Source organism: Mycobacterium cookii (genome assembly GCF_010727945.1).
Taxonomy (GTDB): Bacteria; Actinomycetota; Actinomycetes; order Mycobacteriales; family Mycobacteriaceae; genus Mycobacterium; species Mycobacterium cookii.
Genome location: NZ_AP022569.1, coordinates 1011177 through 1036515 on the forward strand (window position 1 = coordinate 1011177; position 25339 = coordinate 1036515).

At 66.9% G+C, this 25339-nt stretch carries 29 protein-coding genes; 17 read left to right on the forward strand and 12 right to left on the reverse strand.

Annotated elements, in window-relative coordinates; genetic code table 11:
- Positions 1–125 precede the first annotated feature (125 nt).
- Positions 126–515, forward strand: coding sequence for a RagB/SusD family nutrient uptake outer membrane protein (locus tag G6N27_RS04855; protein ID WP_163781345.1), 390 nt, complete (start codon positions 126–128; stop codon positions 513–515).
- The gene (locus G6N27_RS04860; protein WP_179963347.1) at positions 505–1083 is read left to right on the forward strand and encodes a hypothetical protein; all 579 of its coding nucleotides are present in this window, start codon (positions 505–507) and stop codon (positions 1081–1083) included. Before G6N27_RS04855 ends, G6N27_RS04860 begins: the two co-directional genes overlap by 11 nt.
- Positions 1084–1110: 27 nt before the next feature.
- Here the strand turns inward: G6N27_RS04860 and G6N27_RS04865 are convergent, their stop codons facing one another.
- Complete coding sequence (locus G6N27_RS04865; protein WP_163775327.1) at positions 1111–2094, reverse strand: esterase family protein; 984 nt, start codon at positions 2092–2094, stop codon at positions 1111–1113.
- 411 nt (positions 2095–2505) lie between these two features.
- Between G6N27_RS04865 and G6N27_RS04870 the strand changes: the two genes are divergently transcribed.
- Positions 2506–3687, forward strand: coding sequence for a DUF7159 family protein (locus G6N27_RS04870; RefSeq protein WP_179963348.1), 1182 nt, complete (start codon positions 2506–2508; stop codon positions 3685–3687).
- Positions 3688–3696: 9 nt separating this feature from the next.
- Here the strand turns inward: G6N27_RS04870 and G6N27_RS04875 are convergent, their stop codons facing one another.
- The 4 genes from G6N27_RS04875 to G6N27_RS04890 are packed head-to-tail and all read right to left on the reverse strand — an operon-like array spanning position 3697 to position 7423.
- A complete protein-coding gene (locus G6N27_RS04875) occupies positions 3697–4572 on the reverse strand; it encodes an LLM class F420-dependent oxidoreductase (RefSeq protein ID WP_163775328.1) in 876 nt (291 codons plus the stop codon).
- Positions 4573–4574: 2 nt separating this feature from the next.
- Positions 4575–5141 (reverse strand): YceI family protein, encoded by a 567-nt coding sequence (locus G6N27_RS04880; RefSeq protein WP_232064862.1) that lies wholly within the window; start codon positions 5139–5141, stop codon positions 4575–4577.
- Positions 5138–6151 carry an alcohol dehydrogenase catalytic domain-containing protein gene (locus G6N27_RS04885; RefSeq protein WP_163775329.1) on the reverse strand — a complete coding sequence of 338 codons (1014 nt, stop codon included), beginning with the start codon at positions 6149–6151 and terminating at the stop codon, positions 5138–5140. Before G6N27_RS04885 ends, G6N27_RS04880 begins: the two co-directional genes overlap by 4 nt.
- Positions 6152–6160: 9 nt before the next feature.
- Entirely contained in the window at positions 6161–7423 is a 1263-nt protein-coding gene (locus tag G6N27_RS04890; RefSeq protein ID WP_163775330.1) for a cytochrome P450, read from the reverse strand.
- A 235-nt stretch (positions 7424–7658) separates the two neighbouring features.
- Between G6N27_RS04890 and G6N27_RS04895 the strand changes: the two genes are divergently transcribed.
- Both G6N27_RS04895 and G6N27_RS04900 read left to right on the forward strand, forming a co-directional pair.
- Positions 7659–8102 (forward strand): hypothetical protein, encoded by a 444-nt coding sequence (locus G6N27_RS04895; RefSeq protein WP_163775331.1) that lies wholly within the window; start codon positions 7659–7661, stop codon positions 8100–8102.
- Between the two features lie 17 nt (positions 8103–8119).
- Entirely contained in the window at positions 8120–8329 is a 210-nt protein-coding gene (locus G6N27_RS04900; protein WP_163775332.1) for an Rv1893 family protein, read from the forward strand.
- On the opposite strand, the gene G6N27_RS04905 is transcribed toward G6N27_RS04900, so the two are convergent.
- A complete protein-coding gene (locus G6N27_RS04905) occupies positions 8330–9460 on the reverse strand; it encodes a nitronate monooxygenase (RefSeq protein ID WP_163775333.1) in 1131 nt (376 codons plus the stop codon).
- Positions 9461–9560: 100 nt separating this feature from the next.
- Complete coding sequence (locus G6N27_RS04910; protein WP_163775334.1) at positions 9561–10019, reverse strand: hypothetical protein; 459 nt, start codon at positions 10017–10019, stop codon at positions 9561–9563.
- Between the two features lie 87 nt (positions 10020–10106).
- Here G6N27_RS04910 and G6N27_RS04915 point away from each other — a divergent pair, with 87 nt between their 5' ends.
- Positions 10107–10844: a glucose 1-dehydrogenase gene (locus G6N27_RS04915; protein ID WP_163775335.1), complete on the forward strand. Its 738-nt coding sequence runs from the start codon at positions 10107–10109 to the stop codon at positions 10842–10844.
- Positions 10845–10848: 4 nt separating this feature from the next.
- Here the strand turns inward: G6N27_RS04915 and G6N27_RS04920 are convergent, their stop codons facing one another.
- A complete protein-coding gene (locus tag G6N27_RS04920; RefSeq protein ID WP_163775336.1) occupies positions 10849–11715 on the reverse strand; it encodes a TIGR03619 family F420-dependent LLM class oxidoreductase in 867 nt (288 codons plus the stop codon).
- Positions 11716–11815: 100 nt separating this feature from the next.
- Here G6N27_RS04920 and G6N27_RS04925 point away from each other — a divergent pair, with 100 nt between their 5' ends.
- From G6N27_RS04925 to fadD1, 7 genes are read left to right on the forward strand one after another with little or no spacing between them, the layout of a single operon-like run.
- A complete protein-coding gene (locus G6N27_RS04925; protein ID WP_163775337.1) occupies positions 11816–12994 on the forward strand; it encodes an acyl-CoA dehydrogenase family protein in 1179 nt (392 codons plus the stop codon).
- Positions 12994–14121, forward strand: a complete 1128-nt coding sequence (locus tag G6N27_RS04930) for an acyl-CoA dehydrogenase family protein (RefSeq protein WP_163775338.1) — start codon at positions 12994–12996, stop codon at positions 14119–14121. The genes G6N27_RS04925 and G6N27_RS04930 overlap by 1 nt, the downstream gene beginning before the upstream one ends.
- A gap of 2 nt (positions 14122–14123) precedes the next feature.
- Entirely contained in the window at positions 14124–14621 is a 498-nt protein-coding gene (locus G6N27_RS04935) for a MaoC family dehydratase (RefSeq protein ID WP_163781354.1), read from the forward strand.
- The gene (locus tag G6N27_RS04940) at positions 14621–15058 is read left to right on the forward strand and encodes a MaoC family dehydratase (RefSeq protein ID WP_163775339.1); all 438 of its coding nucleotides are present in this window, start codon (positions 14621–14623) and stop codon (positions 15056–15058) included. The genes G6N27_RS04935 and G6N27_RS04940 overlap by 1 nt, the downstream gene beginning before the upstream one ends.
- A complete protein-coding gene (locus G6N27_RS04945) occupies positions 15055–16257 on the forward strand; it encodes a thiolase family protein (RefSeq protein ID WP_163775340.1) in 1203 nt (400 codons plus the stop codon). The genes G6N27_RS04940 and G6N27_RS04945 overlap by 4 nt, the downstream gene beginning before the upstream one ends.
- 1 nt (position 16258) lies before the next feature.
- Positions 16259–16678, forward strand: coding sequence for a Zn-ribbon domain-containing OB-fold protein (locus G6N27_RS04950; RefSeq protein ID WP_163775341.1), 420 nt, complete (start codon positions 16259–16261; stop codon positions 16676–16678).
- Positions 16671–18245, forward strand: coding sequence for a fatty-acid--CoA ligase FadD1 (fadD1, locus tag G6N27_RS04955; protein WP_163775342.1), 1575 nt, complete (start codon positions 16671–16673; stop codon positions 18243–18245). The genes G6N27_RS04950 and fadD1 overlap by 8 nt, the downstream gene beginning before the upstream one ends.
- Here fadD1 and G6N27_RS04960 read toward each other — a convergent pair.
- Positions 18242–19162 carry a class I SAM-dependent methyltransferase gene (locus tag G6N27_RS04960; RefSeq protein WP_163775343.1) on the reverse strand — a complete coding sequence of 307 codons (921 nt, stop codon included), beginning with the start codon at positions 19160–19162 and terminating at the stop codon, positions 18242–18244. The two genes, fadD1 and G6N27_RS04960, sit on opposite strands and share 4 nt — an antisense overlap.
- 12 nt (positions 19163–19174) lie before the next feature.
- Positions 19175–19606, reverse strand: coding sequence for a D-aminoacyl-tRNA deacylase (dtd, locus tag G6N27_RS04965; RefSeq protein ID WP_163775344.1), 432 nt, complete (start codon positions 19604–19606; stop codon positions 19175–19177).
- A gap of 38 nt (positions 19607–19644) precedes the next feature.
- Here dtd and G6N27_RS04970 point away from each other — a divergent pair, with 38 nt between their 5' ends.
- Positions 19645–19953 carry an MTH1187 family thiamine-binding protein gene (locus tag G6N27_RS04970; RefSeq protein WP_163775345.1) on the forward strand — a complete coding sequence of 103 codons (309 nt, stop codon included), beginning with the start codon at positions 19645–19647 and terminating at the stop codon, positions 19951–19953.
- Positions 19954–19963: 10 nt separating this feature from the next.
- The gene (locus G6N27_RS04975; RefSeq protein WP_456320142.1) at positions 19964–21229 is read left to right on the forward strand and encodes a competence/damage-inducible protein A; all 1266 of its coding nucleotides are present in this window, start codon (positions 19964–19966) and stop codon (positions 21227–21229) included.
- Here G6N27_RS04975 and G6N27_RS04980 read toward each other — a convergent pair.
- On the reverse strand, positions 21214–22413 hold the full coding sequence (locus tag G6N27_RS04980) for an MFS transporter (RefSeq protein ID WP_232064982.1): 1200 nt from the start codon (positions 22411–22413) through the stop codon (positions 21214–21216). The genes G6N27_RS04975 and G6N27_RS04980 overlap by 16 nt on opposite strands.
- A gap of 103 nt (positions 22414–22516) precedes the next feature.
- On the reverse strand, positions 22517–23431 hold the full coding sequence (locus tag G6N27_RS04985; RefSeq protein WP_163775347.1) for an alpha/beta fold hydrolase: 915 nt from the start codon (positions 23429–23431) through the stop codon (positions 22517–22519).
- Positions 23432–23572: 141 nt separating this feature from the next.
- Here G6N27_RS04985 and G6N27_RS04990 point away from each other — a divergent pair, with 141 nt between their 5' ends.
- Both G6N27_RS04990 and G6N27_RS04995 read left to right on the forward strand, forming a co-directional pair.
- Positions 23573–24640 (forward strand): amidohydrolase family protein, encoded by a 1068-nt coding sequence (locus tag G6N27_RS04990; RefSeq protein WP_163775348.1) that lies wholly within the window; start codon positions 23573–23575, stop codon positions 24638–24640.
- Positions 24641–24760: 120 nt separating this feature from the next.
- On the forward strand, positions 24761–25339 hold the full coding sequence (locus tag G6N27_RS04995) for an XRE family transcriptional regulator (protein ID WP_163775349.1): 579 nt from the start codon (positions 24761–24763) through the stop codon (positions 25337–25339).

Sequence of the window (25339 nt, forward strand, 5' to 3'; positions counted from 1 at the left end):
GTCACGATCAAAGCGGAGTGATCATCATCGACGATTACCAGAGCACAAAGCGGTCCAAGAACGACGGCGGACCGGATGACGGCGAAGCGCCCGTCATTGTCAGCTTGGTCGAGGCGGCGATGCAGATGTTCTCCGCCTCGATCGACGCGTTGCCCGACACCAGCGATCCGGAGTTCTCCGGCCGCGCGAACGTCATCCTGTCCGGCCTGCGCAAGCTGCAGGCGGCGCTCACCAAGGCGGCATCTCGCGGGCGGGCGACACCGTCAGTCATCGTGTCGCTCAGCGGAGTTCGGACACGCTACGACGATCTGATGGCGATGGCAGCCGAGGCGCCGGGCGCGACCTTGGGCCAGCAGCTCTATGTCGTGCGGCGGCGCGCGAAGCTCTCGGCGCTGGAAACAGCGAACGGCGCGGGGCTCACGGCCGATCTGCTCGACGCCATCGAAGCAGAGGAAGTCCCGACCGACGAAGAAGCGGCCCGGATCAAGGAGCTCCTCGCGGCTCTTGGAGGCTGACTCCTCTGGCAGCTCCGCCGAGCGCCGTCGTTCATCGGCTGCGCGCTTACTGATCGCCGCCGCCCTGCTGGCTGCGGTAGGTGCGGCGTCCCTGACCATCGACTGGTTGCGTTCGTCGACCGATGACATTGTCGAGCATCCCGGACCCGCCGCCACCGACGAACAAACCCAGACCGAGGTCGTCGGGCAGGCTAAGGACATCGTCGCGATCGCCGCTCTGGAGCAGCCCACGGCGGGCTACCTATTGATGTCGTGCAAGAACCGCGACGATCCGCCGTACCAGGGAACGGTTTACCTGAATTTCGTGCTGCCCGCCCGCGTTGACGCCGACGCGTATTTCCGCGGTGTCGCAGCGGCTTTGGTTGCGCACGGCTGGAAAGAGGGCCCGCCGCCGAACCAGCATCTGTTCGGCCGCAACATGTCCAAGGACGGCGTCAGCGCGCTGCTGTACCGCGAGGAAAACTCCGCGACCAACGGTGTCGCGCGCATCCACGGGCAGTGCCGCGATACGACCGACCACCGTCACGACTCGACAGCGTGGGTCGATGTCACCGACCGGCTGCGTTGAACCTGTCCGCGACGGGATTTGCGGGTATCAGCCGCCGGCGTGAGCGCCCAGGGCGCCCTGCAGGTCGGGCTTCATCGCGTTCAGCTGCGCTCCCCAGTACTCCCAACTGTGGGTGCCGTAGGCCGGGAAGTTGAACACGGCGTTGTGGCCGCCGGCGGCGTTGTAGGCGTCCTGGAACTTCTTGTTGCCGCCGATCATGAAGTTGCTCTCAAGGAACGTGGCGGGCAGGTTGGCGCCGCCCAATTCGTTCGGAGTTCCGTTGCCGCAGTACACCCAGAGCCGGGTGTTGTTGGCGACGAGTTGGGCGACGTTGACCGTGGGGTCGTTGCGCTGCCACGCCGGGTCGCTGTCCGGCCCCCACATGTCTTCCTTCTTGTAGCCGCCGGCATCACCCATCGCCAGGCCGATCGCGCCCTGTCCGGTGGACGGGCTGAGGTAGCCGGACAGCGAACCTGCGTAGATGAACTGGCCCGGGTGGTAGATCGCCAGGTTCATCGCCGAGGAGCCGGCCATCGAGATGCCGACTGCGGCGCTTCCGGTCGCCTTGGTGCTCTTCTGCGAGGCCAGGTATCCGGGCAGCTCGCTGGTCAGGAAGGTCTCCCAGTTGTAGGTCAAGCAGCCGGACTTACCGCAGGCCGGTTTGTACCAGTTGGTGTAGAAGCTGGACTGCCCGCCGACCGGCATGACAATCGACAGCCCGGACTGGTAGTACCACTCGAACGCGGGGGTGTTGATGTCCCAGCCGTTGTAGTCATCCTGGGCGCGTAGACCATCCAGCAGGTACACCGCGGGCGCGTTGGTCCCACCGGGCTGGAACTGGACCTTGATGCTGCGACCCATCGACGCCGACGGCACCTGCAGGTACTCGACGGGTAGCCCAGGCCTGGAGAACGCCCCCGCGGTGGCGTCGCCACCGACGAGGCCGATCAGGCCGGGCAGCGTGGCGGCAGAAATCGCGGCGACCCCCAGTCGCCGCACCCAACCACGCATTTTTTCGCTAACGTTTGGCATTACCAGGCCCCTTGTCGACGGCGTCACGCACTATCGCAAAACCTACCGTGCGGTCGACCAGATGTCGACGTAAACGCAAAGGTGTCGCAAATGCGGCGTGAAACGCCGCCACCTGCGCGGAGCCGGTGTTATTCGTGTCAATCGGCTGTGTGTGGCAACTTTCGGCGGCGCAATTCCGCGGCGAAAACCATCCCGCCGCAGCACTTGCGCGGCAATGCCGCAGGTCATTGCGCAAACGCACAATACTGGCGATCCCAGGTCGCTTTTCGTCGCCCTAACCGCGTAGGGTGACCCGAGATAGACCGATGAGACCACGCCGTCCCGGTCCTTCCGCCGCTCACGAACCACCGCATCGACGGTCTTGTCGCTGCGTGCGGCGCACGGGCATCGGGCCGCGATTGAGGTGCAGATTTGGACACGGTACTTGGACTGTCGCTGACGTCGACGTCAGTCGGCTGGGTCCTGGTCGAAGGCCGCGACGCCGACGGCACGATCCTCGACCACGACGACTTCGAGGTGCGTCCTGCCACCGGATTGCAGGCGGTCTACACCTCTGAGCAGGCGAACGCGGCGCTGCTGGATGCGCAGGCTGCCGCCACGGGTCACGACCAGCGCCTGCACGTCGTCGGCGTGACCTGGAGCGACGAGGCCGCCGCGGAGTCGGCTCTGTTGCTGGAATCGCTGACCGACGCCGGATTCGACAACATCGTTCCGGTACGACTGCATGACGCGTGCGACATGTTGGCCCGCGCGATCGCCCCGATGATCGGATACGACAAGGCCGCCGTCTGCGTGCTGGACGGCGAGTCGACGATCGTCGTGATGGTGGATCTGTGCGACGACGAGGCGCAGACGGCCATCAAGCAACTCTCCGGCGGCCCCGGTGCACTGGTGCACTGGTTGACCGCGCTGTTCGACCGCAGTACCTGGCAGCCCGGCGGCATCGTGATCGTCGGTCCAGATGACGATCTCGACGCGCTGTCGAGGCAACTGAAGAAGACACTGCCGGTCCCGGTGATCGCCCAGCCCGGCGCGGAATTGGCACTGGCCCGGGGCGCGGCGCTGGCGTCAGTTCAGAGCACGGAATTCACCGACGACGCGATGACCGAGGCCGTCGACAGCCGGCGACATGACAATGGCGCCTCCCGGCAGACCTCGTACGCCGGGGCGTTGACGATGCTGGCGGCCGGCGCGGTGACGTTCGTGGCGTCGCTGTCGCTGGCGGTGGGTCCGCATCTGGTGCCGCATCGGTCGGTCCAACCGGTGGTGCATCGGGCCGCGCCGGCCCGGGTCGCCGTCGTCCCGGCACCGCCGCCGGTTGCGCCGCCGCCCGCGCGACCGGCCCCCAAGCCCGTGGTGAAGGAAGAGCCGGTCCAGGCTCCGGTCGTCCAGCAGCCGGTCGCAGCGCCCGCGCCGGTCGTCGAGGTTCCCGCCGCCGCTCCGGTTCCGCCGCCCGCGCCACCGCCACCGCCGGCGCCGCCCCCGCCGGACCCCAACCCGCACCCACTGCTGACCAAGCTGCTGCAACGCCTGCACGGGCAGGATCCAGACCAGCAGCCGCCACCGCAGCCGCCGCCACCCGCCCAGCCCTGACCGAACCCGTTAATCCGCGAATTCCCTGGCGATGGCGGCTGCTCGAGTCAACGCGTCGAGATGTTGCTCGACGGTGGCCAGCCCGGCGTCCATGGTGTTGACCGCGACATGTGACGCGCCTGCCTGCGCCCAGGATCGGATGCCCGCCGCCAGATCATCGTCGTTGCCGTTCCACGAAACCTGACCTTGCATGCCGAGTCGGGCGGGGTCTCGTCCGGCCTCCGTCGCGGCCTGCTCGACCAGTTGGCGGGCGGCCTCGAGTTTGCGGCCCGGGCCCACCATGGGAAACCAGCCGTCACCGAGGCGACCGGCTCGGCGGAAGGCCCGCGGCGAGGATGCGCCGAACCACACCGGAATCGGTTGCTGGATCGGCAGCGGCGCCAGCCCGGCTCCGGTCAGCTGGTGGTAGGTGCCCCGATAGCTGACGCTGGCATCGGTCCACAGCTTGCGCATCAACTCCACCTGCTCGTCGCACCGCTTGCCGCGGGTCGAGAAGTCTTCCCCCAGCGCCTCGTACTCGACGGCGTTCCAGCCCAGGCCGACGCCCAGGCGCAGCCGTCCGCCGCTCAGCAGGTCGACCTCGGCCGCCTGCTTGGCGACCAGGACGGTCTGCCGCTGCGGCAGGATCACGACGCCGGTGACCAGTTCCAGCGTGGAGGTGACCGCGGCGAGGTAGCCGAACAGCACCAGCGGCTCGTGGAACGTGTTGTGCAGGTCGTACGGGCTGTTCCAGCCGGCGTGGACCGCCGGGTCGGCGCCGACGACGTGGTCGTAGGCGAGCAGGTGCGCATATCCCAGACCCTCGACGTGTTGGGCGTAGGCGCGAACCGCGCCGGCGCCGAAAGCGCCGATCTCGGTCTGCGGGAACACCACTCCGATCCGCATCGTCAGTTCGTTGCGTCTTTGGCGCGCGTCGCGGCGAACGACACCGTGACGTCGTCGGCGACCTTCAGCGCGCCCAGCATTTGCGAATACGGCTTTACGCCGAAGTCGGATTGCCTGATGGCGGTCTCGCTGGACAACTCCCAGCTGTCACCTTGATCGTCGACGCCGAGGTCGACGACCTGCGGCCGGGTCTTGCCGTGGATCGTCAGGGCGCCGGTCAGCCGATAGCCCCCGTCTGTCTTCTCAATAGTGTTGGCGGAGAACAGGATTCGAGTATATTTTCGGGCGTCCAGCGAACCCAACGCGTTGCGGCGGACGATTACCTTCTCCGGGCCGGACAGCGGGGTGACGCCGCCCTCACCGCGGACGACCTCCAGCGAACCCACGTCGACGGCCAATCTCGCGTCCACTGGCTCGCCGGAGTGCCACTGCGTCGTCGCCCGCCATCGCCGCATCGCGAGGGTGAGCCGGTGGCCCATGGCCGCGGCCGGACCGGCGACGCCGGTGTGAATCAGCAGCTCGCCGTCGGAGCCCTCGAGGCTCCACTGTTCGCGGTCGGCGCGGGTCACATGGTCAGCACGGTGCGGTAATGCGCCCGGCCCTGCTCCAACGCCGCATAGCCGTCGGCGGCCTGCGTCAGCGGAAGCTCTTCGATCCACGCGCGCACACCGGACTGCACGGCGAAATGCATGGTGTCCTCGATCTCGCTGGCCGTCCCGGACGGATGGCCGACGATGCTGAGCCCCGGCGTGATCAGCTGGAGCGGGCTGATCGGCAGCGGCTCCGGTGTTACGCCGATGGTGATCAGCTCACCCCGGGGCAGCAGACCGCCGACCGTCGCGGCCATCGCCTTCGAGGCGCCCGCGGTGCCCAGCACGACCGCGACCCCACCGAGGTCGTTCAACGATTCCGCTACGTCGCCGTCGGTGGCGTCGATGTAGTGATGCGCCCCCAGCTTGATCGCGTCGTCTCTCTTGGCCGTGCCGCGGTTGATCGCGATCGTCTCGAAACCCATTGCCCGGGAGAACTGCAGCCCGAGGTGGCCGAGTCCGCCGACGCCGAGAATCGCGACCCGGTCACCGGGCAGCGCCTTGGTGTGACGCAGCGCGTTGTAGGTCGTCACACCGGCGCAGCCCATCGGAGCGGCTTCGGCGTCGGAGAGCTCCGCCGGTATCCGGGCCAGGGCGGTGGCAGGCACGGTCACCGACTCGGCGTAGCCGCCCGGGTAGTGCCAGCTGGGCACCTTGGCGTTCACACAGTGGATGAACAGGCCCTTACGGCACTGGGCGCAGTGGTTGCAGTTTCCGCCGAACCAGCCGACGGCGACCCGATCACCGACCGCGAAATCTTGCACGCCGTCGCCGATTTCGGCGATCTTGCCGGCGATCTCATGGCCCAGGGTCAACGGCCAGGACAAGCCGGGGAAGTCACCGGCAACGAAGTGCGCGTCGGTACCGCATATCCCGCACGCGCCGACGGTGATCCGCACTTCGCCGCGCGACGGCGGCGTCGTCTCGGCGTCAGCGAGCTCCAGTGGTGCGCCCGCGGACTTGACCTGGACTGCTTTATGCGACGGCATGGCCGTAGCCTACTGCGCGACAGGACATTTCGCCGCGGCATCACTGTGGTAGTCAACCTGCCAGTGTTTGATGCCGTTGAGCCAACCCGAGCGCAGACGTTCGGGCTTGCCGACCGATTCCAGGTCAGGCATGGCGTCCGCGATGGCGTTGAACATCAGGTCGATCGTCATCCGCGCCAGGTTGGCCCCGATGCAATAATGCGCTCCGGTACCGCCGAACCCGACGTGCGGGTTGGGGTCGCGCAGGATGTTGAACGCGAACGGGTCGTCGAATACGTCCTCGTCGAAATTGGCCGAGCGATACACCATTACGACGCGCTGACCTTTCTTGATCTGCACGCCGGACAGCTCGTAGTCCTGCAGGGCGGTCCGCTGGAACGACGTCACCGGGGTGGCCCACCGGACGATCTCGTCGGCCGCGGTGGCCGGACGCTGCTTCTTGTACAGCTCCCACTGGTCGGGGAATTCGGTGAAGGCCATCATGCCCTGGGTGATGGAATTGCGGGTGGTCTCGTTGCCCGCGACTGACAGCAAGATGACGAAGAACCCGAACTCGTCGTCGGAGAGCTTGTGGCCGTCGACGTCGGCTTCAATCAGCTTGGTGACGATGTCGGGGCCGGGGTTCGCGGCGCGGTCGGCCGCCATCTGCATCGCGTACATGATCAGTTCGACCGACGCGCCGATCGCGTCGTTGCTTTCGAACTCGGGATCTTGGTCGCCGACCATCTGGTTGGACCAGTGGAACAACTTCATCCGATCCTCTTGCGGCACACCGAGCAGCCCGGCGATGGCCTGCAGGGGAAGTTCGCACGACACCTGTTCGACGAAGTCGCCGGATCCCTGGGCGGCCGCGGTTTCCACGATGCGCCGGGCGCGCTCACGCAGATCGTCGCGCAGGCGCTCCACCGCACGGGGGGTGAATCCACGAGAGATGATCTTGCGCAGATGGGTGTGCTGGGGCGCGTCCATGTTCAGCAGGACGAACTTGCCCCGGTCGATCTGCTCGCCGACCGTGCCGTCTTTGTAGCGCGGCAGCGCCGTCTTCTGCAGGCTGGAGAAGACGTCGCTGCGTCGCGAAATCTCCTTGACGTCCTTGTGTTTGGACACCACCCAGAAACCGCCGTCGTCGAAGCCGCCCACTCCCAGCGGCTGCTCGTTCCACCAGATCGGCGCCGTGCGCCGCAGCTCGGCCAGTTCTTCGACCGGCAGGCGCTCGGCGTGAATGTCGGGATCGGTGAAATCGAATCCGGGCGGAAGATTCGGAGTCGGCATCAGTGGCACTCCTATGAAAACGACTTGGCTATGACGTGTTCTGGCCCAGTAAAGCATCGGGACACCCGAGTTGGAACGGGTTCTCGCCGGATTGCCGAGGACGGATTGGAACGTGTTCTCGCGGCCTCCACGTCGCTGGGCCAAATGCCCTTGTGGCACCAACTGCACTGACTATGCTGACCTTCAGGTCGCTGGGCTCGCCGAATGGCCCAGTGACGCGGACGAAGGTGGGGTCATGATTCGGGAACTGCTCGTCGCCACTGCGATCACGGGTTCAGCCGTCGGCCTGGCCCCGGCCGCCATTGCCGACAACGGGCGCTACGACGGCGACGTGCCGGGGATGAACTACGACGCATCGCTCGGCGCACCCTGCGACAACTACGAACGGTTCATCTTCGGGCGCGGGCCGGGCGGTCAGGCCGAGGCGTGCCACTTCATCATCAACCAGTTTCCGGCAGCCCAGACCGGGTACTGGGTGATCACCTACCCGCTGCACGGCGTCCAGCAGGTCGGCGCCAAGTGCGACAACCCGCGCGGATCATCGGCCCAGTCACCCGACGGGCAACCGATGCTCTGCACCGAACACGGCTGGCAGATCGGCCAACTGACCGGCGGCGGGGCCCCGAACGGCCAAGGCGGCGGATTCCCGTCCGACACCAGCATCACGCACTTCCCCTAAAGACGCAGGAGACAACCATGGCCTTCAAGCCGAAAGACGCCATCGACGCGGCCCGCGACATCGTGCAGAACGCCGTCGAGCGCTCATCGGACATCGTCGAGAACGCCGGTCACATCATCAAAGGTGACATCGCCGGCGGCGTGGGCGACATCGTGCACAACTCCATCGACATCGCCACATACGCCGCCGAGCGGACCAAGGAAGTCTTCACCGACGACGAGGACTGATCAGACTGCGGCTGCTTCGTTGAGCTCATCGAGCCGGCTGGTCGCCGCGAGGTATTCCTGCACCCAACGCTCGATGACCGTGGAGGTCTTCTCCACCTTCGAGAACTGCCCGACGACCTGACCGACCGGGTTGAACGCGACGTCGACGGATTCATTCGGATACCTGTTCGTTGCCCGCACCGCCATGCCGGAAACCATGTACTGCAACGGCATTCCGAGCGGCTTCGGGTTGTCCGGGGCCTCCCATGCCTCGGTCCAGTCGTTGCGCAGCATCCGGGCCGGCTTGCCGGTGAACGAACGACTGCGCACGGTGTCGCGGCTGCCGGCCTTGACGTAGGCGGCCTGCTGCACCGGCGTGTTCGAGGATTCCTCCACCATCAACCACTGCGATCCGGTCCAGGCGCCCTGCGCACCCAGCGCCAGCGCCGCGGCGATCTGCTGACCGCTGCCGATGCCGCCGGCCGCGAGCACCGGCACCGGCGCCACCTCTTTGACAACCTGCGGCCACAACACAATTGAGCCCACCTCGCCGCAGTGCCCACCGGCCTCACCGCCCTGCGCGATGATGATGTCGACCCCGGCGTCGGCGTGCTTACGGGCTTGAGAGGGCGATCCGCACAACGCCGCCACCTTGAGACCGGCGTCGTGGATGTGCTTGATCATGTCCGGCGGCGGAGTACCGAGCGCGTTCGCGATCATCTTCACTTTGGGGTGCGTGAGTGCCACCTCGACCTGCGGGGTAGCCGTGGCCTCGGTCCAGCCCAGCAGTTGCAGGCTGTCGCCGTCGCTGTCCTCGATCGGCACGCCGTGATCCGCGAGGATCTTCTTCCCGAAGTCCAGGTGCTCCTGGGGCACCATCTTGCGCAGCGTCTCGGCCAGATCCTCGGCGGACAGGTGCGAATCCATGCCCTCGTATTTGTTCGGAATCACGATGTCGACGCCGTACGGGTGGTCGCCGATGTTTTCGTCGATCCACTTCAGCTCGATCTCGAGTTGCTCCGGGGTGAAGCCGACCGCTCCCAGCACCCCGAAACCGCCGGCCTTGCTCACCGCGACGACGACATCGCGGCAGTGCGTGAACGCGAAGATCGGAAACTCGATGCCGAGTTCGTCGCAGATTGGAGTGTGCATACGGAGATCCCTTACTGGTCTGCTTGTGGGCGACGTAATTGGAACGTGTTCTAGTTTAGTACGGAATTCTCGTGCCGTGACCCCCCGGGGCCCGCTTACCTCACCCCTCTCGGGTCACCCACAGCACCAGGAACGCGAGCATGCAGGCCGCGCACACCAGATGATCACGCCAGATCGATCGCGCCAGCGCGGTTTGGTCGGTCGTGCTGCCCGCCCGGCTGCCGAGTCGGACCGCATTCGGAACGGTGTGGGTCAGGGCCAGCACCATCGGGGCACCGGCGAGCGCAGCCGACGTTGCCACCAACCAGCCCGGGTCATGGCCACGAACCGCGCGGAACCCCAAGGCCCCGACCAGCACCGCCATCACGACAGGGATGAGCCGACTCATCGGTCGGGATCCGGTGACCGCGCGCCGGTAATAGCCCGCGATCGAGCCGAGAGCCGATTCGGGCAGGTCATGTCGATCGGTGAGAACCTGCGCATCGAACATGAGATCCATCCACAACACGGCGAGCAGGAACCCGCTGCACGCGGTGAGTAACGAGGTCGCGATGGTCATCGCTCGATTCTTGCCCAGCACGGGGCAGCCGGTCCGGCGGTGGAACAAGTTCTAATTCCGCACCGCCCTGCGGTAGCCTGACGCCCCATGGGACGCGTAGACGGAAAAGTAGCTTTGATCAGCGGCGGCGCTCGGGGGATGGGCGCGGCTGATGCCCGCGCACTGGTCGCCGAGGGCGCCAAAGTGGTGATCGGCGACATTCTCGACGATGACGGCAAGAAGCTCGCCGACGAACTCGGCGAAGCCGCGCGTTACGTCCACCTCGATGTCACTGCGCCCGACGAGTGGGCCGCTGCGGTGTCCACCGCGGTCGACGACTTCGGCAAGCTCAACGTGCTGGTCAACAACGCCGGCATTGTGGCGCTCGGCCAGCTGGGTCAGTTCAACGTGGACAAGTGGAACAAGGTCATCGACGTCAACCTCAATGGCACCTTCCACGGTATCCAGGCCGTTGTCGAGCCGATGAAGGCCGCGGGCGGCGGCTCGATCATCAACGTGTCGTCGATCGAGGGCCTGCGCGGCGCCGTCATGGTGCACCCATACGTCGCCTCGAAGTGGGCGGTGCGCGGCCTGACCAAATCCGCCGCCCTCGAACTCGCGTCGCAGAACATCCGGGTGAACTCGATCCACCCCGGCTTCATCCGCACCCCGATGACCAAGCATTTTCCAGACGACATGGTCACCGTCCCGCTCGGTCGCCCCGGGTCCGCCGACGAGGTCGCCCACTTCGTGGTGTTCCTGGCCAGCGACGAATCGTCGTATTCGACCGGGTCCGAGTTCGTCATGGACGGCGGCCTGATCAACGACGTACCGCACAAGTTCTAGCTCGTTATCGACACTGTGCGATCACGGTTTCGGCGAACCGTTCGATGGCGGCGCGGCAGCCCTGTTGGTCGCTCGGCTCGACGTTCTCGGCCATCCACGGCGCGCACATCACCGCGGTGATGCCGAGGTCTTCGGCGCGTCGGTAGAGGTCGGCCGACGGGATTTCGAGCAGCGCCAGCATGATCTCGAACGGCTCGCCGTCCCGGCCGTATTCGCGTCGCAACGCGGTCAGCTTGTCGACGTACCGGACCGCGTCGTCCCAGGCGTAGGCGGCGCCGACCCACCCGTCGCACAGGCGCGCGGCGCGGCGCAACGCCACCTCCGATTCGCCGCCGCACAGGATCGGCACCGGCGCGGGCGGATGAGGCTCGAGCATCAGCTCGGGCACGTCGTAGTAGCGACCGCTCCAGGACACCCAGCCGCCCTGCCACAGCGCGCGCAACGCCGGGATCATTTCGTCGAGCCGCTGTCCGCGAGTCCTGAAATCCTGCCCAAGCACCTCGAATTCCTCGCGCATCCAGCCGGCGCCGACACCGAGCGAGACCCGGCCGCCGGAGATGACCGACGCGGTCGCCACCTGTTTCGCGACAGCCACCAGCGGACGGGACGGGGCGACATAGATGGCGTTGGAGAACCGCAGCTGCCGGGTGATCGACGACATCGCGCCGATCATGATCCACGAATCCGGCCAGGCTGTCTCCGGATGCCATGGCGGGACTCCGGCCGGCGACGGATACGGCGACGTCAGGTTGCGCGGATAAATGAGGTGATCCGCGCAGATGACGCCGTCGTATCCGGCCTCGTCGAGCATCCGGGCAATCGCCAACGCATCGGTCGTCGCCATAAACGGTGTGCCAGACCAGAATTGCATGGCATGCCTTTCCCGCTCGGTGTTCGGGTTGTCGTAGTACCTTAGGTTCCTTTTCTTCAATCCCGCGCGCAGTCAGACGGGACGCGCTACTAAATGGATAGTGGATTTCGAACTGGACGCGGCGCAGGACGCCTGGCTGGCCGAGGTGCGTGACTTTCTGCGGGCCAACGTCACGCCGGCGCTGCGGTCCGAACTGGCCCAGCACGGCCAGGAATTGACCGACGGGCAAGTCGCGGCCTTCCGGCGCAGGATCGGCGAGCGGGGCTGGTTCGGGCTGAACTGGCCGGCGGAATACGGCGGTCTGGGACTCGGCGCGGTCTATCAGCATCTGCTGATGCGCGAGTTCGAGTATTGGGGCGTTCCGGGTCCGGACCTCACCGTCACATCCGTCGCGCCGATGATCATGCGGCACGGCACCGAACAGAACAAGCTCGAATTCCTTCCGCCGATCGCGAGGGGGGAGCTGATCTGCGCGGTCGGCTACTCCGAACCCGAGGCGGGCACCGATCTGGCCAGCTTGCGCACCAGGGCGGTGCGTGACGGCGATGAATGGGTGATCACCGGGTCCAAGATCTGGAACAGCGTCGCGAATCGGGCAACCCACGAATGGCTGTGTGTGCGAACCGATCCCGACGCCGTACGACACCGGGGTATCTCGGTGATCATGGTTCCGACCGACCTGCCCGGTATTGACATCCGTCCGCTCTACGCTTGGTCGGGATATCGCACCAACGAGACCTTCTTCGACGAGGTGCGGGTGCCTGTCGGCAACTTGATCGGGGAAGAGAACCGCGGCTGGACCTACATCACCGGGGCGCTGGATCTCGAGCGCGGCGCGCTGACGAATGCCGGCGATCTGCGCCGTGCGCTCGACGAGCTGAACGAGTTGGCCCGTCGGCCGCGACGAGACGGTGCGGTGCCATTGCACGTCGCCGGTTTACGCCGCCGACTGGCTCAGGCTGAGGCAGATGTCGAGGTGGCCATGCTGATGGGGTATCAGGCGGCCTCGTTGCTGGACAGCGGGGTGATCCCCACCGTCGAGGTCAGCGTCGAGAAGGTATTCAGCAGCGAATTACGCCAGCGGATCGCCGATTTGGCCATCGACGTGCTGGGCCCCGACGGCCTGCTGGCCTACCTCAGTCCCGGCGCGCCCGAGGACGGGAAATTCGAACGGCTCTACCGGGTGTCGCCACTGATGCGGTTCGGCGGCGGCACCAACGAGGTGTTGCGCGACGTGATAGCGCAGCGCGGCCACGGCATGCCTTCGTACGGACGCTGATGAAACTGCTACCCGATCAGGACGAGCGCGACCTGGCAACGATGTTGTCCGCGCTGTTTGCCGCCGAATGCCCGATCAGCCTGGTCCGCCAACTCCGCGAGGCCGAACCGCGGTCGATGCCGGCCCGCCTGTGGAGGTCGCTGGCAGACGCCGGCGTGTTCGGGCTGTCGCTGCCACAGCAATATGGGGGCGCCGGCGGCTCGCTGTCCGACGTCGGGATCTTCTGCGTCGAGGCGGGCCGTGGCCTGTGCCCGACAATCGTGCACGGCACGGTGCAGGCCGCGCTGGCCATCCAGTTGCTCGGCGGAGCCGATCAGCACTCGGCGTGGTTGCCGACACTGGCTGACGGAAACATCAGTGCCACAACGTGTTTGTCGGATATGCGCAATGCGGCGGTGACCGCGTCGACGCTTCGCGCGGGGTCGCAGGCCTGGGGCGGCGGCTGGCGGCTCAGCGGCGCCGTCGATTTCGTCATGGATGCCGACGTGGCTGATCACCTCGTGGTGTGCGCAGCCGCGGAGGGGGAGCGGGTCATCGCGTTCGTCGTGCCGCTGGCCGCCGCAGGGCTGTGGATCGAGCCGCTGCGGTTGATGGGCGGGCACCGCGCATTCCACATCGCGTTCGACGATGTCGAGGTGTCTGACCCCAACGCGGTGCTGGCCGGGGCCGACGATGCGGGTCTGGCCGAACACGATCTGCGCCGGGTGGCCAACGCCGCTGTGGCGCTGCTGTCGCTGGACCTGGTCGGCGTCGGCGAAGCCGTACTGCAGCGCACGGTCGATTACACGATGGCGCGCAAGCAATTCGGCCGCCCGATCGCGTCATTTCAAGCCGCGCAACACCTGGTGGCGAACATGCACATCGCGCTGGCCGCGGCACGGCTGGCCGCTCAGTCGGCGGTGTTCCAGATCGACAGGGGCCACACCGCCACCCGTGAGACCGCGATTGCCCGAATGCATGCGGCGACCGCGGCGAAACTCATCACCCTCGACGCGCATCAGTTGCATGGTGGCATGGGCTATGTGGTCGAAACCGACCTGCATTTGTTCTCCGAGCGGGCCCGGGTGTTGTCGACGCTGGGCGGCGGCGCGGACGTCGCGGCGACCTGGCTGGAGGACGAAGCGTGAGTCTGATCGATGACGAGTCGGCGTCACGCGTGGGCACGGTGGCCGCCACCGCGGCCGGGGAGGTCAACCGACGCGACTGGCAACGGTGGGCCGCGGCGGTCGGTGATCACAATCCGCTGTGGTTCGACCCCGAATATGCTCGCGCGCAAGGTTACCGCGACATCATCTGCCCGCCGCTCTACCTGCAGTACGCCGTGCTGGGGGTCACCGCCCTCGACGGGTTGCGGCCAGACGGTTCGTCGGGAGCGATATCCGGCAGCCTCGCGTTTCCGCGCGCCCCCCGTCGGATGGCCGGCGGTGAGAACACGACGTTTCACGGCCCGGCGTATCACCGCGACGAGATCGCCATGGTCCGCACCATCGAGTCGATCGTGGAGAAGCAGGGCCGCTCAGGCCGGTTCGTTCTGGTCACCTGGCGCACGGCGTACCGCAACCAGCGTGACGAATTGGTCGCCGAGGCAACAACATCGATGATCGCCCGGCCTTCCGAGGGAGTGTGATGAGCCAGCTCTGTTACGAGGATGTGCAGCCGGGTGACGCGTTGCCGACACTCAACGTGACGGTCGACGAACGGCAATTGTTCTTCTTCAGTGCCGCGACGTACAACGGGCACCGCATCCATTACGACAAGGACTGGGCCCGAACAAAAGAGGGCTACGACGACGTCATCGTGCAGGGACCGCTGCAGGCCGCGCTGCTGGCCCGGGCGATCACCGACTGGATCGGGGGGCGCGGCAAGCTGGTGCACTACGCCGTGCAGAACCGGGCGGTCGCCTTTCCCGGTGAAGAACTGAGCTTCGGCGGATCGGTGACGGCGAAACGCCTCTCGGACAACGCCGGTCTGGTCGACCTGGAGATCGCGGGCCGACGCGATGACACGGTGTTGATGCCGGGAACCGCCACGGTGGCGCTGCCGCTGCGCGGAGACCTGTCGTGACGGGTCTGCGGGGTGAGGCGGCGATCATCGGCATCGCCGAACTGCCCGCCGAACGCAAGCAAACCCGCCCGCCCGCGTTCACTTTGGACCAGTACGCGCTGCTGGCGAAGATGGTGATCGACGATGCCGGTGTGGACGCGCGGATCGTCAACGGCCTGGTGTGTCACGGCCTGGCCGAATCCGACATGTTCGCCCCCGCCACGCTGTCCGAGTATCTGGGCCTGCCAATCGATTTCGGTGAACGCGTCGACCTGGGGGGCGCGACGTCCGCCGGGATGGTGTGGCGGGCCGCGGTCGCGGTCGAACTCGGTCTGTGCGACGCGGTGCTCGCGGTCGTGCCCGGCTCCGCGGTGTTGCCGACGTCGACCCGCCACCCACCGTCGCCGCCCAGCTGGTACGGCGCGTCGAGCAACAAATACGGTTCGCCGCAGGCCGAGTTCGAGATCCCCTACGGCAATGTCGGGCAGAACGGGCCGTACGCCCAGATCGCCCAGCGCTACAGCGCTCAATTCGGTTACGATCCAACAGCTCTCGCCAAGATCGCGGTCGACCAGCGGGCGAATGCGTGCGCGCATCCTGGTGCGGTGTTCCACGGCAAGCCGATCACCGTCGACGACGTCCTTGCCAGCCCGATGATCGCCGACCCGATCCACATGCTCGAGACCGTGATGCGGGTCCAGGGCGGCACCGGCGTTCTGATCGCCAACGCCGAGGTGGCACGCCGAGGGCGTCACCGGCCGGTCTGGATCAAAGGCTTCGGCGAGCACATCGCCTTCAAGACAGCGACATACGCGCACGACCTGATGACCACGCCGGTGGCCCGCGCCGCCGAGCGGGCCTTCGCGATGGCCGGCCTCGGGCCCGCCGACATCGACATGGCCTCGCTGTACGACTGCTACACGATCACTGTGCTGATGACCCTCGAGGATGCGGGGTTCTGCGGCAAAGGCGAAGGCATGGCCTGGGTGCACAAGCGCGACCTGACGTTCCGCGGCGATTTCCCACTCAACACCGCGGGCGGACAGTTGTCGTTCGGGCAGGCCGGGATGGCCGGCGGTATGCATCACGTCGTCGACGCCGCGCGGCAGGTGATGGGACGGGCGGGGCAGGCGCAGGTCGCCGGCTGCCGGCACGCATTCGTCAGCGGCACCGGCGGCATCATGAGCGAACAGGTCGCGCTCGTTCTGGGGGGTTACTGAGATGACCGCGGCCGCACCACTTCCCGAGGCCACGCCGGTATCCAAGCCGTTCTGGCGGGCGCTCACCGAACACCGCATCCTGGTGCAGTATTCGCCGTCGCTGGGCCGCTACGTCTTCTACCCGCGGACGCTGGCCCCGGGCACCCTGGCCGATGACCTGGAGTGGCGCGAAATCGACGGCGCAGGAACCGTCTACACATTCACCGTGGCACGCCGGCCGACCGGACCGCCGTGGGCTGACGCGGTGCCGCAGATCCTCGCCGTCGTCGAATGGGACGCCGGACCCCGATTCAGCACCGAGCTGGTCGACGTCGACCCGGCCGACGTTCGGATCGGGATGCGGGTGAGCCCGGTGTTCTGCGACGTTGCGGATACCGGCGTCACGCTGTTGCGCTACCGACCGGAGTCCGGCGATGTTTGAGACCGTCCAGCAGTTGCTGCGATCCCGCTTGCACGACGACACTCCCGCGGTGGCCTACGGCGACCAAACCTGGACCTGGCGTCAACATCTCACCGAGGCCGCCGCCGAGGCGTCGATGGTGATCGGTCTGGCCGACCCCACCCGTCCACTGCATGTCGGTGCATTGCTGGCCAACTCACCGGCCATGCTGCGCTCGATGGCGGCGGCCGCGCTGGGCGGCTACGTGTTGTGCGGGATCAACACCACCCGGCGCGGGGCCGGGCTGGCGACCGACATCCGGCGCTCGGATTGCCAACTGCTGCTTGTCGATTCCGATCATCGAGCACTGCTGGACGGCGTGGACCTGCACGACGTGACCGTGATCGACGTGGCGTCGCCGCGTTACCTCGATGCGGTCTCCGACGCTCCGCCACTCGTCGCGCACCGCGAGGTCGGTTTCGACGACACCCTGATGATGATCTTCACCTCCGGAACAAGCGGCGACCCCAAGGCGGTGCGCTTCTCGCACGTGATGGCGATTATGTGCGGCGCAAGCTTGGTCGGCCAGTACGACGTGACCGCCGACGACGTGTGCTACCTGGCGATGCCGCTGTTCCATTCCAACGGCGTGGCCGCCGGGTGGGCGGTGGCCATCGGCAGCGGCGCGACGATGGTGCCGGCGCGATTCTCGACGTCGAGATTCCTCGCCGATGTCCGTCGCCACGGCGTCACCTACCTGAACTACGTCGGCAAGCCGCTGGCCCTGCTGCTGGCCACGCCCGAACGTCCCGACGACGCGGACAACACCCTGCGCATCGCGTTCGGCAACGAGGCGTCCGATCGCGACATCGACGAGTTCGCCCGGCGATTCGGCTGCCGGGTGGTGGACAGCTTCGGCTCCAGCGAGTTCGCGGTGATCATCACCCGCGAGGACGGCACCCCACCCGGATCCATCGGCAAGGGATACCCCGGTGTCGCCATCTACAATTCGGCCACCGTAACCGAATGTGCGACAGCAATTTTCGACGAACACGGGGCTCTGGCGAACTTCGACGAGGCGGTCGGCGAGCTGGTGAACACCGAGGGCTCGGGTCCGTTCGCAGGCTACTACAACGACCCGGCGGCCACCGGCGAACGGATGCGCCACGGCATGTATTGGTCGGGCGACTTGGCCTACCGCGACGCCGACGGCTGGATCTATCTGGCCGGGCGGACCTCCGACTGGCTGCGGGTGGACGGCGAGAACCTGGCCGCCGCGCCCATCGAGCGCATCCTGCAGCGGCTGGAGCCGATCAATCAGGTTGCGGTGTACGGAATTCGCGACGAGGTCGGCGACCAGGTGATGGCCGCCATCGTCCTCAACGACGGCCAATCATTGACTCCGGACGAATTCGAGAAATTTCTCGCCACGCAGTCCGACCTGTCGCCGAAGGCCTGGCCCCGCTTCGTGCGGATCAACGACGATCTTCCGAAGACGGCGACCACCAAGATCCTCAAACGCGACCTGATCCGGGCGGGCGTGACGGCCGAAGGCGGCGTGCTGTGGGAACGGGCAAGCCGGGGCACCGCATATCGGGTGGCCGACTAACGCGTCGCCGTGATGTATTCGGAGTGCATGATCTCGTCGAGTTGCAGGTCGACCGGAGCGGGGGTACGCCCGTAGTCGCGCTGCAGTTCGGGGTTGCTGCGAACGGGGTCCACCGACCAGCCGTGATCGGCAAGCCACTGTGCCGGTTTGGTTTTCGTGGAGTCGTCGTAGGTCAACGTGGAGAAGTTCACGTCACCGGACAGGTTGAGGCCCGGGTAGCCGCCTTCCAGCGCGGCAAGGCGGTCCTGGTCGAGACACGAGCCCAGCGCGCCGATCCCGAGCCGGCTGCCCGGCGCCGACAACTCGGTGATCCGGCTGAACAAGGTGTCCTGGGCGTCGCCGGTCAAGTACGGCAGAATGCCCTCCACCGACCAGGCCGTCGGCTGCCCGGTGTCGAAGCCCGCGTCCCGCAACGGTATCGACCAGTCGTCGCGCAGGTCGGCGGCGACGTCGCGCCGGTCGGCCGCAGGTTCTGCGGCGTGCTCGGCGAGCACCCGTACCTTGAACTCCAGAACTTTCGGCTGATCGACCTCGAACACCGTTGTGCCGGTGGGCCATTGCAGTCGATATGCCCGCGAGTCCAGGCCGGCCGCGATGATGACGGCCTGGCGGATGCCACGCTCGGAGGCCGACGAGAAGAAGTCGTCGAAGAACCGGGTCTGCACCCCGTACAACCGGGGGAAGGCCGTCGCGCCCTCGGAGCTGCCCGGGTCAGCCAGCGCACCGTTGAGGAACGGGTCCGCCGACGCCGCGATGAAAAGCCGGGCGTAGTCGTCGCGCACCAAGGGGTGTTCGCTCGTCGCGTGCAGGGCGCGCCAACCCGCGACCAGCAGCGCGGTGTATCCGACGCTGCTGACGATGTCCCAGGTGTCGTCCTCGGAACGGTCCACACCCCACTTGTCCTGCGATCCGCTCATCCCACCAACCTCTCACAGCTCCAGCAGCACGGTGACCGGGCCGTCGTTGACCAAGGCGATCTGCATATCGGCGCCGAAGATCCCGGTCTGCACATCGGCGCCCAGGTCCCGCAGCGCCTGCACGAACGCGTCGACCAGCGGCTCGGCCACCGACCCCGGCGCGGCGGCGTTCCACGACGGCCGTCGACCCTTGGCGGTGTCGGCGTACAGCGTGAACTGGCTGACCACCGCGATCGGCGCGCCGATGTCGGACGCAGAACGCTGGTCGTCGAGAATCCTGAGCTGCCAGAGCTTTTGGGCGAGCCGCCGGCTCTTGTCGACATCGTCGCCGTGGGTCACCCCGACGAACGCGAGCAGGCCCTGGCTTTCCGGCTCGATCGAGCCGACGACGCTGTTGTCGACGGAGACCGTCACCGACGAGACCCGCTGCACCAGAACCCGCATGGCCCGATGCTGCCATGCGGCGCGAGTAGGGTCGTGATGTGTCTGTATTGGTCGCGTTCTCGGTGACGCCGCTCGGGGTCGGTGAGGGTGTCGGCGAACTCGTCGCCGAGGCGGTCAGGGTGGTGCGCGAGTCCGGTCTGCCGAACAAGACCGACGCGATGTTCACCGTGATCGAGGGTGACAGCTGGGGCCAGGTGATGGCCGTCGTCGAACGAGCCGTCGAGGCGGTGGCGGCCCGCGCGTCGCGGGTCAGCGTGGTGATCAAGGCGGACTGGCGATCCGGTGTCACCGACGCGATGACCAGCAAGACCGAGTCGGTGGAACGTCACCTCGCCGAGCGCGCCTAGTGTCATAGCGGTGAGTGCACGCGCGGGCATTGTTGTCACCGGAACCGAAGTTCTGACCGGTCGGGTCGCCGACCGCAACGGGCCGTGGATCGCCGACCGGCTTCTCGAGCTCGGCGTCGAACTCGCCCATACCACGATCTGCGGTGACCGCGCCGCCGACATCGAAGCGGCGTTGCGCTTCATGGCGAACGAGGGCGTCGACCTGATCGTCACCAGCGGCGGGCTCGGGCCGACCGCCGACGACATGACGGTCGCCATCGTCACGCAATTCTGTGGACGCGAGCTGGTGCTCGATACCGAGCTGGAGAACAAGATCGCGGCAATCCTGAAGAAGCTGATGTCGCGCGTCGGTGTCGGGGCGGGCGATTTCGACGCGGTGCGCGCCGCCAACCGCAAGCAGGCCATGGTCCCGGCCGGGGCGGTGGTGCTGGACCCGGTGGGTACTGCGCCCGGCGTGATCGTTCCCGGCGCGCCGACGGTGCTGGTGCTGCCCGGTCCACCCCGCGAACTGCAGCCGATGTGGCGCACCGCGGTCGAGTTGCCCGCTTTTCAGCAGGCCGTGGCCGGTCGCACGGTATACCGCCAGGACACCATCCGAATGTTCGGGTTGCCGGAGTCCGGCCTGGCCGAGACCCTCCGGGAGGCGGAGCAGGACGTCCCGGGTTTCGCCGCGCTGGAGATCACCACATGTCTGCGGCGCGGCGAGATCGAGATGGTCACCCGCTACGAGCCGGACGCCGCCGACACCTACCGCCGGTTGAGCGACTACCTCCGGGACCGGCACTGGCAACAGATCTTCTCCGAAGACGGCTCCCAGATCGACGACCAGGTTGCGCAGCTGCTGACCGGTCGCCGCATCGCGACCGCCGAATCGTGTACTGGCGGACTGCTGTCGGCACGGCTGACCGAGCGACCCGGTTCGTCGGCGTACCTCGCCGGCGGACTGGTGGCCTACGCCAATGAAGCCAAAGCCGACTTACTCGGCGTCGATCCGGCGCTGATCGACGAGCACGGCGCCGTCTCGGAGCCCGTCGCCGAGGCGATGGCCGACGGTGCGCTGCGGCGTTTCGGCGCCGACACCGCGGTGGCGATCACCGGCGTCGCCGGGCCCGGCGGGGGCACCGACGACAAACCGGTGGGCACCGTCTGCTTCACGATCGCGCTGACCGACGGCGAGTCCTCGACGCGAACGCTTCTGCTGCCGGGCAACCGATCCGACATCCGGGAGCGGTCGACGACGGTGGCGATGCACATGCTGCGTCAAGCGCTGGGGTGATCACCGACCGCGCTGGTGTGCTTGGTGCCGAATTGAATTCCGGTGGCGTCCTTGCCGATCGCCGTCAGGATCGCCACCGCGATCAGCACCGGCACGATCGTCGCGGCCAAAGCGAACGGGTAGCCGTGCGTCTCGGCGAGGTGTTCTTGAATGGGCAGGTTGAAGGCAGCGATGAGATTGCCCAGCTGGTAGGTGACACCCGGATAGAAGCCGCGGATCGCATCCGGTGACATCTCGGTCAGGTGTGCCGGTATGACGCCCCACGCGCCCTGGACCGCGAACTGCATCAAAAACGAACCGAGGCACAGCATCCCGGCGGTGTGCGAATAGGCGAACAGCGGCACGATCGGCAACCCCAGCACCGCGCAGAACACCACGGTGTAGCGGCGGCCGAACCGCTGCGACAGCGAGCCGAACAGCAGCCCGCCGAGGATCGCGCCGATGTTGTACACCACCGCGATCGACTTAGCGGTGGTGTGCGACAGCGCCGCGCCGGCGTTGTGGGTGGCCTGCAGAAAGGTCGGATACACGTCCTGGGTGCCGTGGCTCATCCAGTTGAACGCCGCCATCAGCAGCACCAGGTAGACGAACCGGCGGACAATGGCAGCGTCGCGCACCACATCACGAATACTGGTCTGGGTCAGTCGCATTCGGTCCTGTTCGGCTTCCCACACCTCGGATTCCTGAACCCGGTACCGGATGATCAGACTGACCAGCGCCGGTATTACGCTCAGCCCGAACAGCCAGCGCCACGACAACCCCAGCCAGTCCATCACCAGCAGCGACGCCACTGTCGCCAGCAGATACCCGAACGCGTAACCCTCTTGCAGCAGACCGGAAAAGAACCCGCGGCGCTCGGCGGGCACCTTCTCCATCGCGAGCGCGGCGCCCAGGCCCCATTCGCCGCCCATGCCGATGCCGTAGAGCAGCCGCAGGATCACCAGCACAGTGAAGTTCGGCGCGAACGCGCACAGAAATCCGACCGTCGAATAGAACACCACGTCGACCATCAGCGGCAGTCGCCGGCCAACGCGGTCGGCCCACAATCCGAACAACAGGGCGCCGACCGGGCGCATCAGCAATGTGGCGGTGGTCAGGAACGCGACTTCGGCTTTGGTGTGGTGGAAGGTCTTGGCGATGTCGGCGTAGACGAGTACGACGAGGAAGTAGTCGAAGGCATCCATCGTCCAGCCCAGCAGCGCGGCGATGAACGAGTTGCGCTGGTCACCGGTGAGCGGCTGATTTCGCGGCACCCGCACCATCTAACACGGTGCGGCCGGACCGGGATCAGGTCTTTTCGATGCTGTCCCAGAGTTTGCTCATGGTCTGCAGAATTTCCTCGGCGCGGCCCAGACCGGCGAGATGGCTTTCCCCTGGGATGACGTGCAGCTCGGCTTCAGGCAGACGCGCGACGCAGTGCTGTCCATGGGCGAATGGCACGATGTGGTCGGCGTCGCCGTGCCACCACTGGACCGGGATCTTCACCTCGTCCAGTCGGAATCCCCAGTCCTTGGCGAAGACGACGACATCGGCGAAGGGCGCCGCCAATTGCTTGCGGGAACCGTTGAGCAGGTCGTCGAGGAACATCGCCTTGAACTCCGGCCGCACCAGCAGCCGCCGGTCGCCTTCGGGGGAGACCCGCGCGTAGAGGTAGAGCGCGGGCTCGGCGACCGGCTTGAGCAGTCGGATGAAGCCCGCTGCCGCCAGCCGGATCGGCAATCCGGCGACCTTGAGCAGCGGCGCCAGCTGCGTGCCGAGCGACATCAGTCCGCCGCTGATCGCCTCCGGACCGACTGTCGGTGCCACCCCGCCCAGGACGCCGATCGCGACCACCCGATCGGGCATCGCCGCGGCGCATCCCAGCGTGTAGGGACCGCCGCCGGACAGACCGATCACGGCCATCTTGTCGATGCCGAGGGTGTCGGCCACCGTGCGCAGGTCATCGGCGAAGTCGACGACGGCGTCGTACTGATAGGGCGTGGACGCCCCGATGCCCGGTCGGTCGATGCCGATCAGACGGATGTGATTCTGCTCGGCGTAGACCCGTGCTTCGGCCGGAATCTGCCGTCGTGCACCGGGGGTGCCGTGCAGCCAGAAGATAGCGCGTCCCTGCGGGTCGCCGAACTCGGCGAAACCGAGCTGACGATCGTCACCGACCGCGATGTTGCCTTCCAGCTTGGGCCGGGCAATTGCGTAAGCCATTAACGCAGTGTTACACGGACCGCCCAGGTCACATTCCGGATATCTCAACAACCGGCGGCTTCGGCGACGATTCGGACGCGGTGACGCCGCCGGTGGGGCACGCTGCATACGACGACGGGATGCTGCCGACGGGAGTGACTGATGCACATCATCGACGCCGACGGACACGTAGCGGAGAACCCGTCGCTGGCGATCGAAGCGATGAAGCGCTGGCCGCAGCGCGTCACGGTCAGTGCCGACCGCAGGCCGAGGCTGGTCATCGAGGGCCGCAACTATCCGGAAGACCGCGGCCCGGGCGCGGGCTGCCCACCCGAGCACGGGATCAGCACGGCATCGGACATCAACTGCCGATCGGTCGAGGGCGTGCTGGGGGACGCCGACCGCGACAGCATCGACACCATGGTGCTGTATCCCAGCCTCGGGCTCTGCGCGCCGAGCCTCGAGGACCCGGAGTTCGCCGCCGGTTTCGCCCGCCTCTACAACCAGTGGATCGCCGACTTCTGCGCACCGGCGGCCGGCCGCCTACACGGCGTCGCGGTGACCCCGATCGAGCACGGGCAGTTGGCGATCGACGTCATGCGCGAAGCCAGAGGTCTCGGCTTGGTGGCCACACTGGTGCCACCCGCGCTCAAGACGCGCAACCTGGACCACCCCGACCTCGACCCGTTCTACGCCGCCGCGGTCGAGCTCGACATGCCGCTGGGCATTCACGGCGCGCCGGGGGTCCACCTGCCGAAGATCGGCGTGGATCGCTTCACCAACTACATCCAGGTGCACTGCATCAGCTTTCCGTTCGACCAGATGACCGCGATGACGGCGATGATCTCCGGCGGTGTGTTCGACCGGCACCCGAAGTTGCGGGTGGCCTTTCTCGAGGCGGGTGTCGGCTGGGTGCCGTTCTTCATCGACCGGCTGCACGAGCATTTCGAGAAACGCGGCGACTGGATCGAACGCGGCTGGCAGCGCGACCCGCAGGACTATCTTCGGGCCGGCAATATCTTCGTGACGTGTGAGTCGGAGGAGCCGATCCTGCCCGGCGTCATCGACGTGCTCGGCGACGACTTCATCATGTACGCCAGCGACTACCCGCACTGGGACGGCGAATGGCCGGAAAGCACCAAGCATCTGCGCACCCGCTCCGACATCAGCGAAACCGCACGCGAGAAAATCGGCGGGCTCAACGCGCAGCGTTTCTACGGTCTCAACTAGCCCAACCCGACCCGGGCCGTCGCCCCCGTCCGCGCCGCCCGAGGCGGAACTGCCAGACGTGAGCCAGCGCACTATTGTTGAGCGGGTCGACGCTGGAGACCATCACAGAATTGAGAGGCCATGGCCGAATTCGATAAGCACGACGGTGAAGCACAAACCATAGTGAGTCTCGCCGAGGCGGCGATGCACATGTACCGGGCGGCGATCGACTCTCTGCCCTTTCCAGAGGACAAGAAATTTCAGAAGCGGGCCGAGATCGTTTTGACCGGCATGCGCAAACTCCGCGCCGCGCTGACCGAGGCGGCCAGCCACGGCAGGTCCACCCCGACGGTCATGATGGCGCTCAGCGACGTCCGGCGACGCTACGACGACCTGATGGAGCGGGCCGCGGATGCCCCGGGATCGACTCTGGGGCAACAGCTTTACAACGCCCGTATCCACGCGAAGCTGTCTTCGCACGAAGCCGCCAACGGTGTGGGCCTGCCGATCGGCCTGCCCGACGAGCTCGAAGAGGGCGGCACCCCCACTGACGCGCAGACGCCGTTGGTTCAGCAGCTGATCGCCGCGATCCGGTTGGTCGCCGGCCTCGACGAAGGCGAGTTGGAGCCCGCGCCGGCCGAGTCGGCCGACGAGCGCGTCAACGGCTGGGACGAAGACCTGGCCATGAACGGCGCCGGCGAAGAGGCCCACGCCCACTAG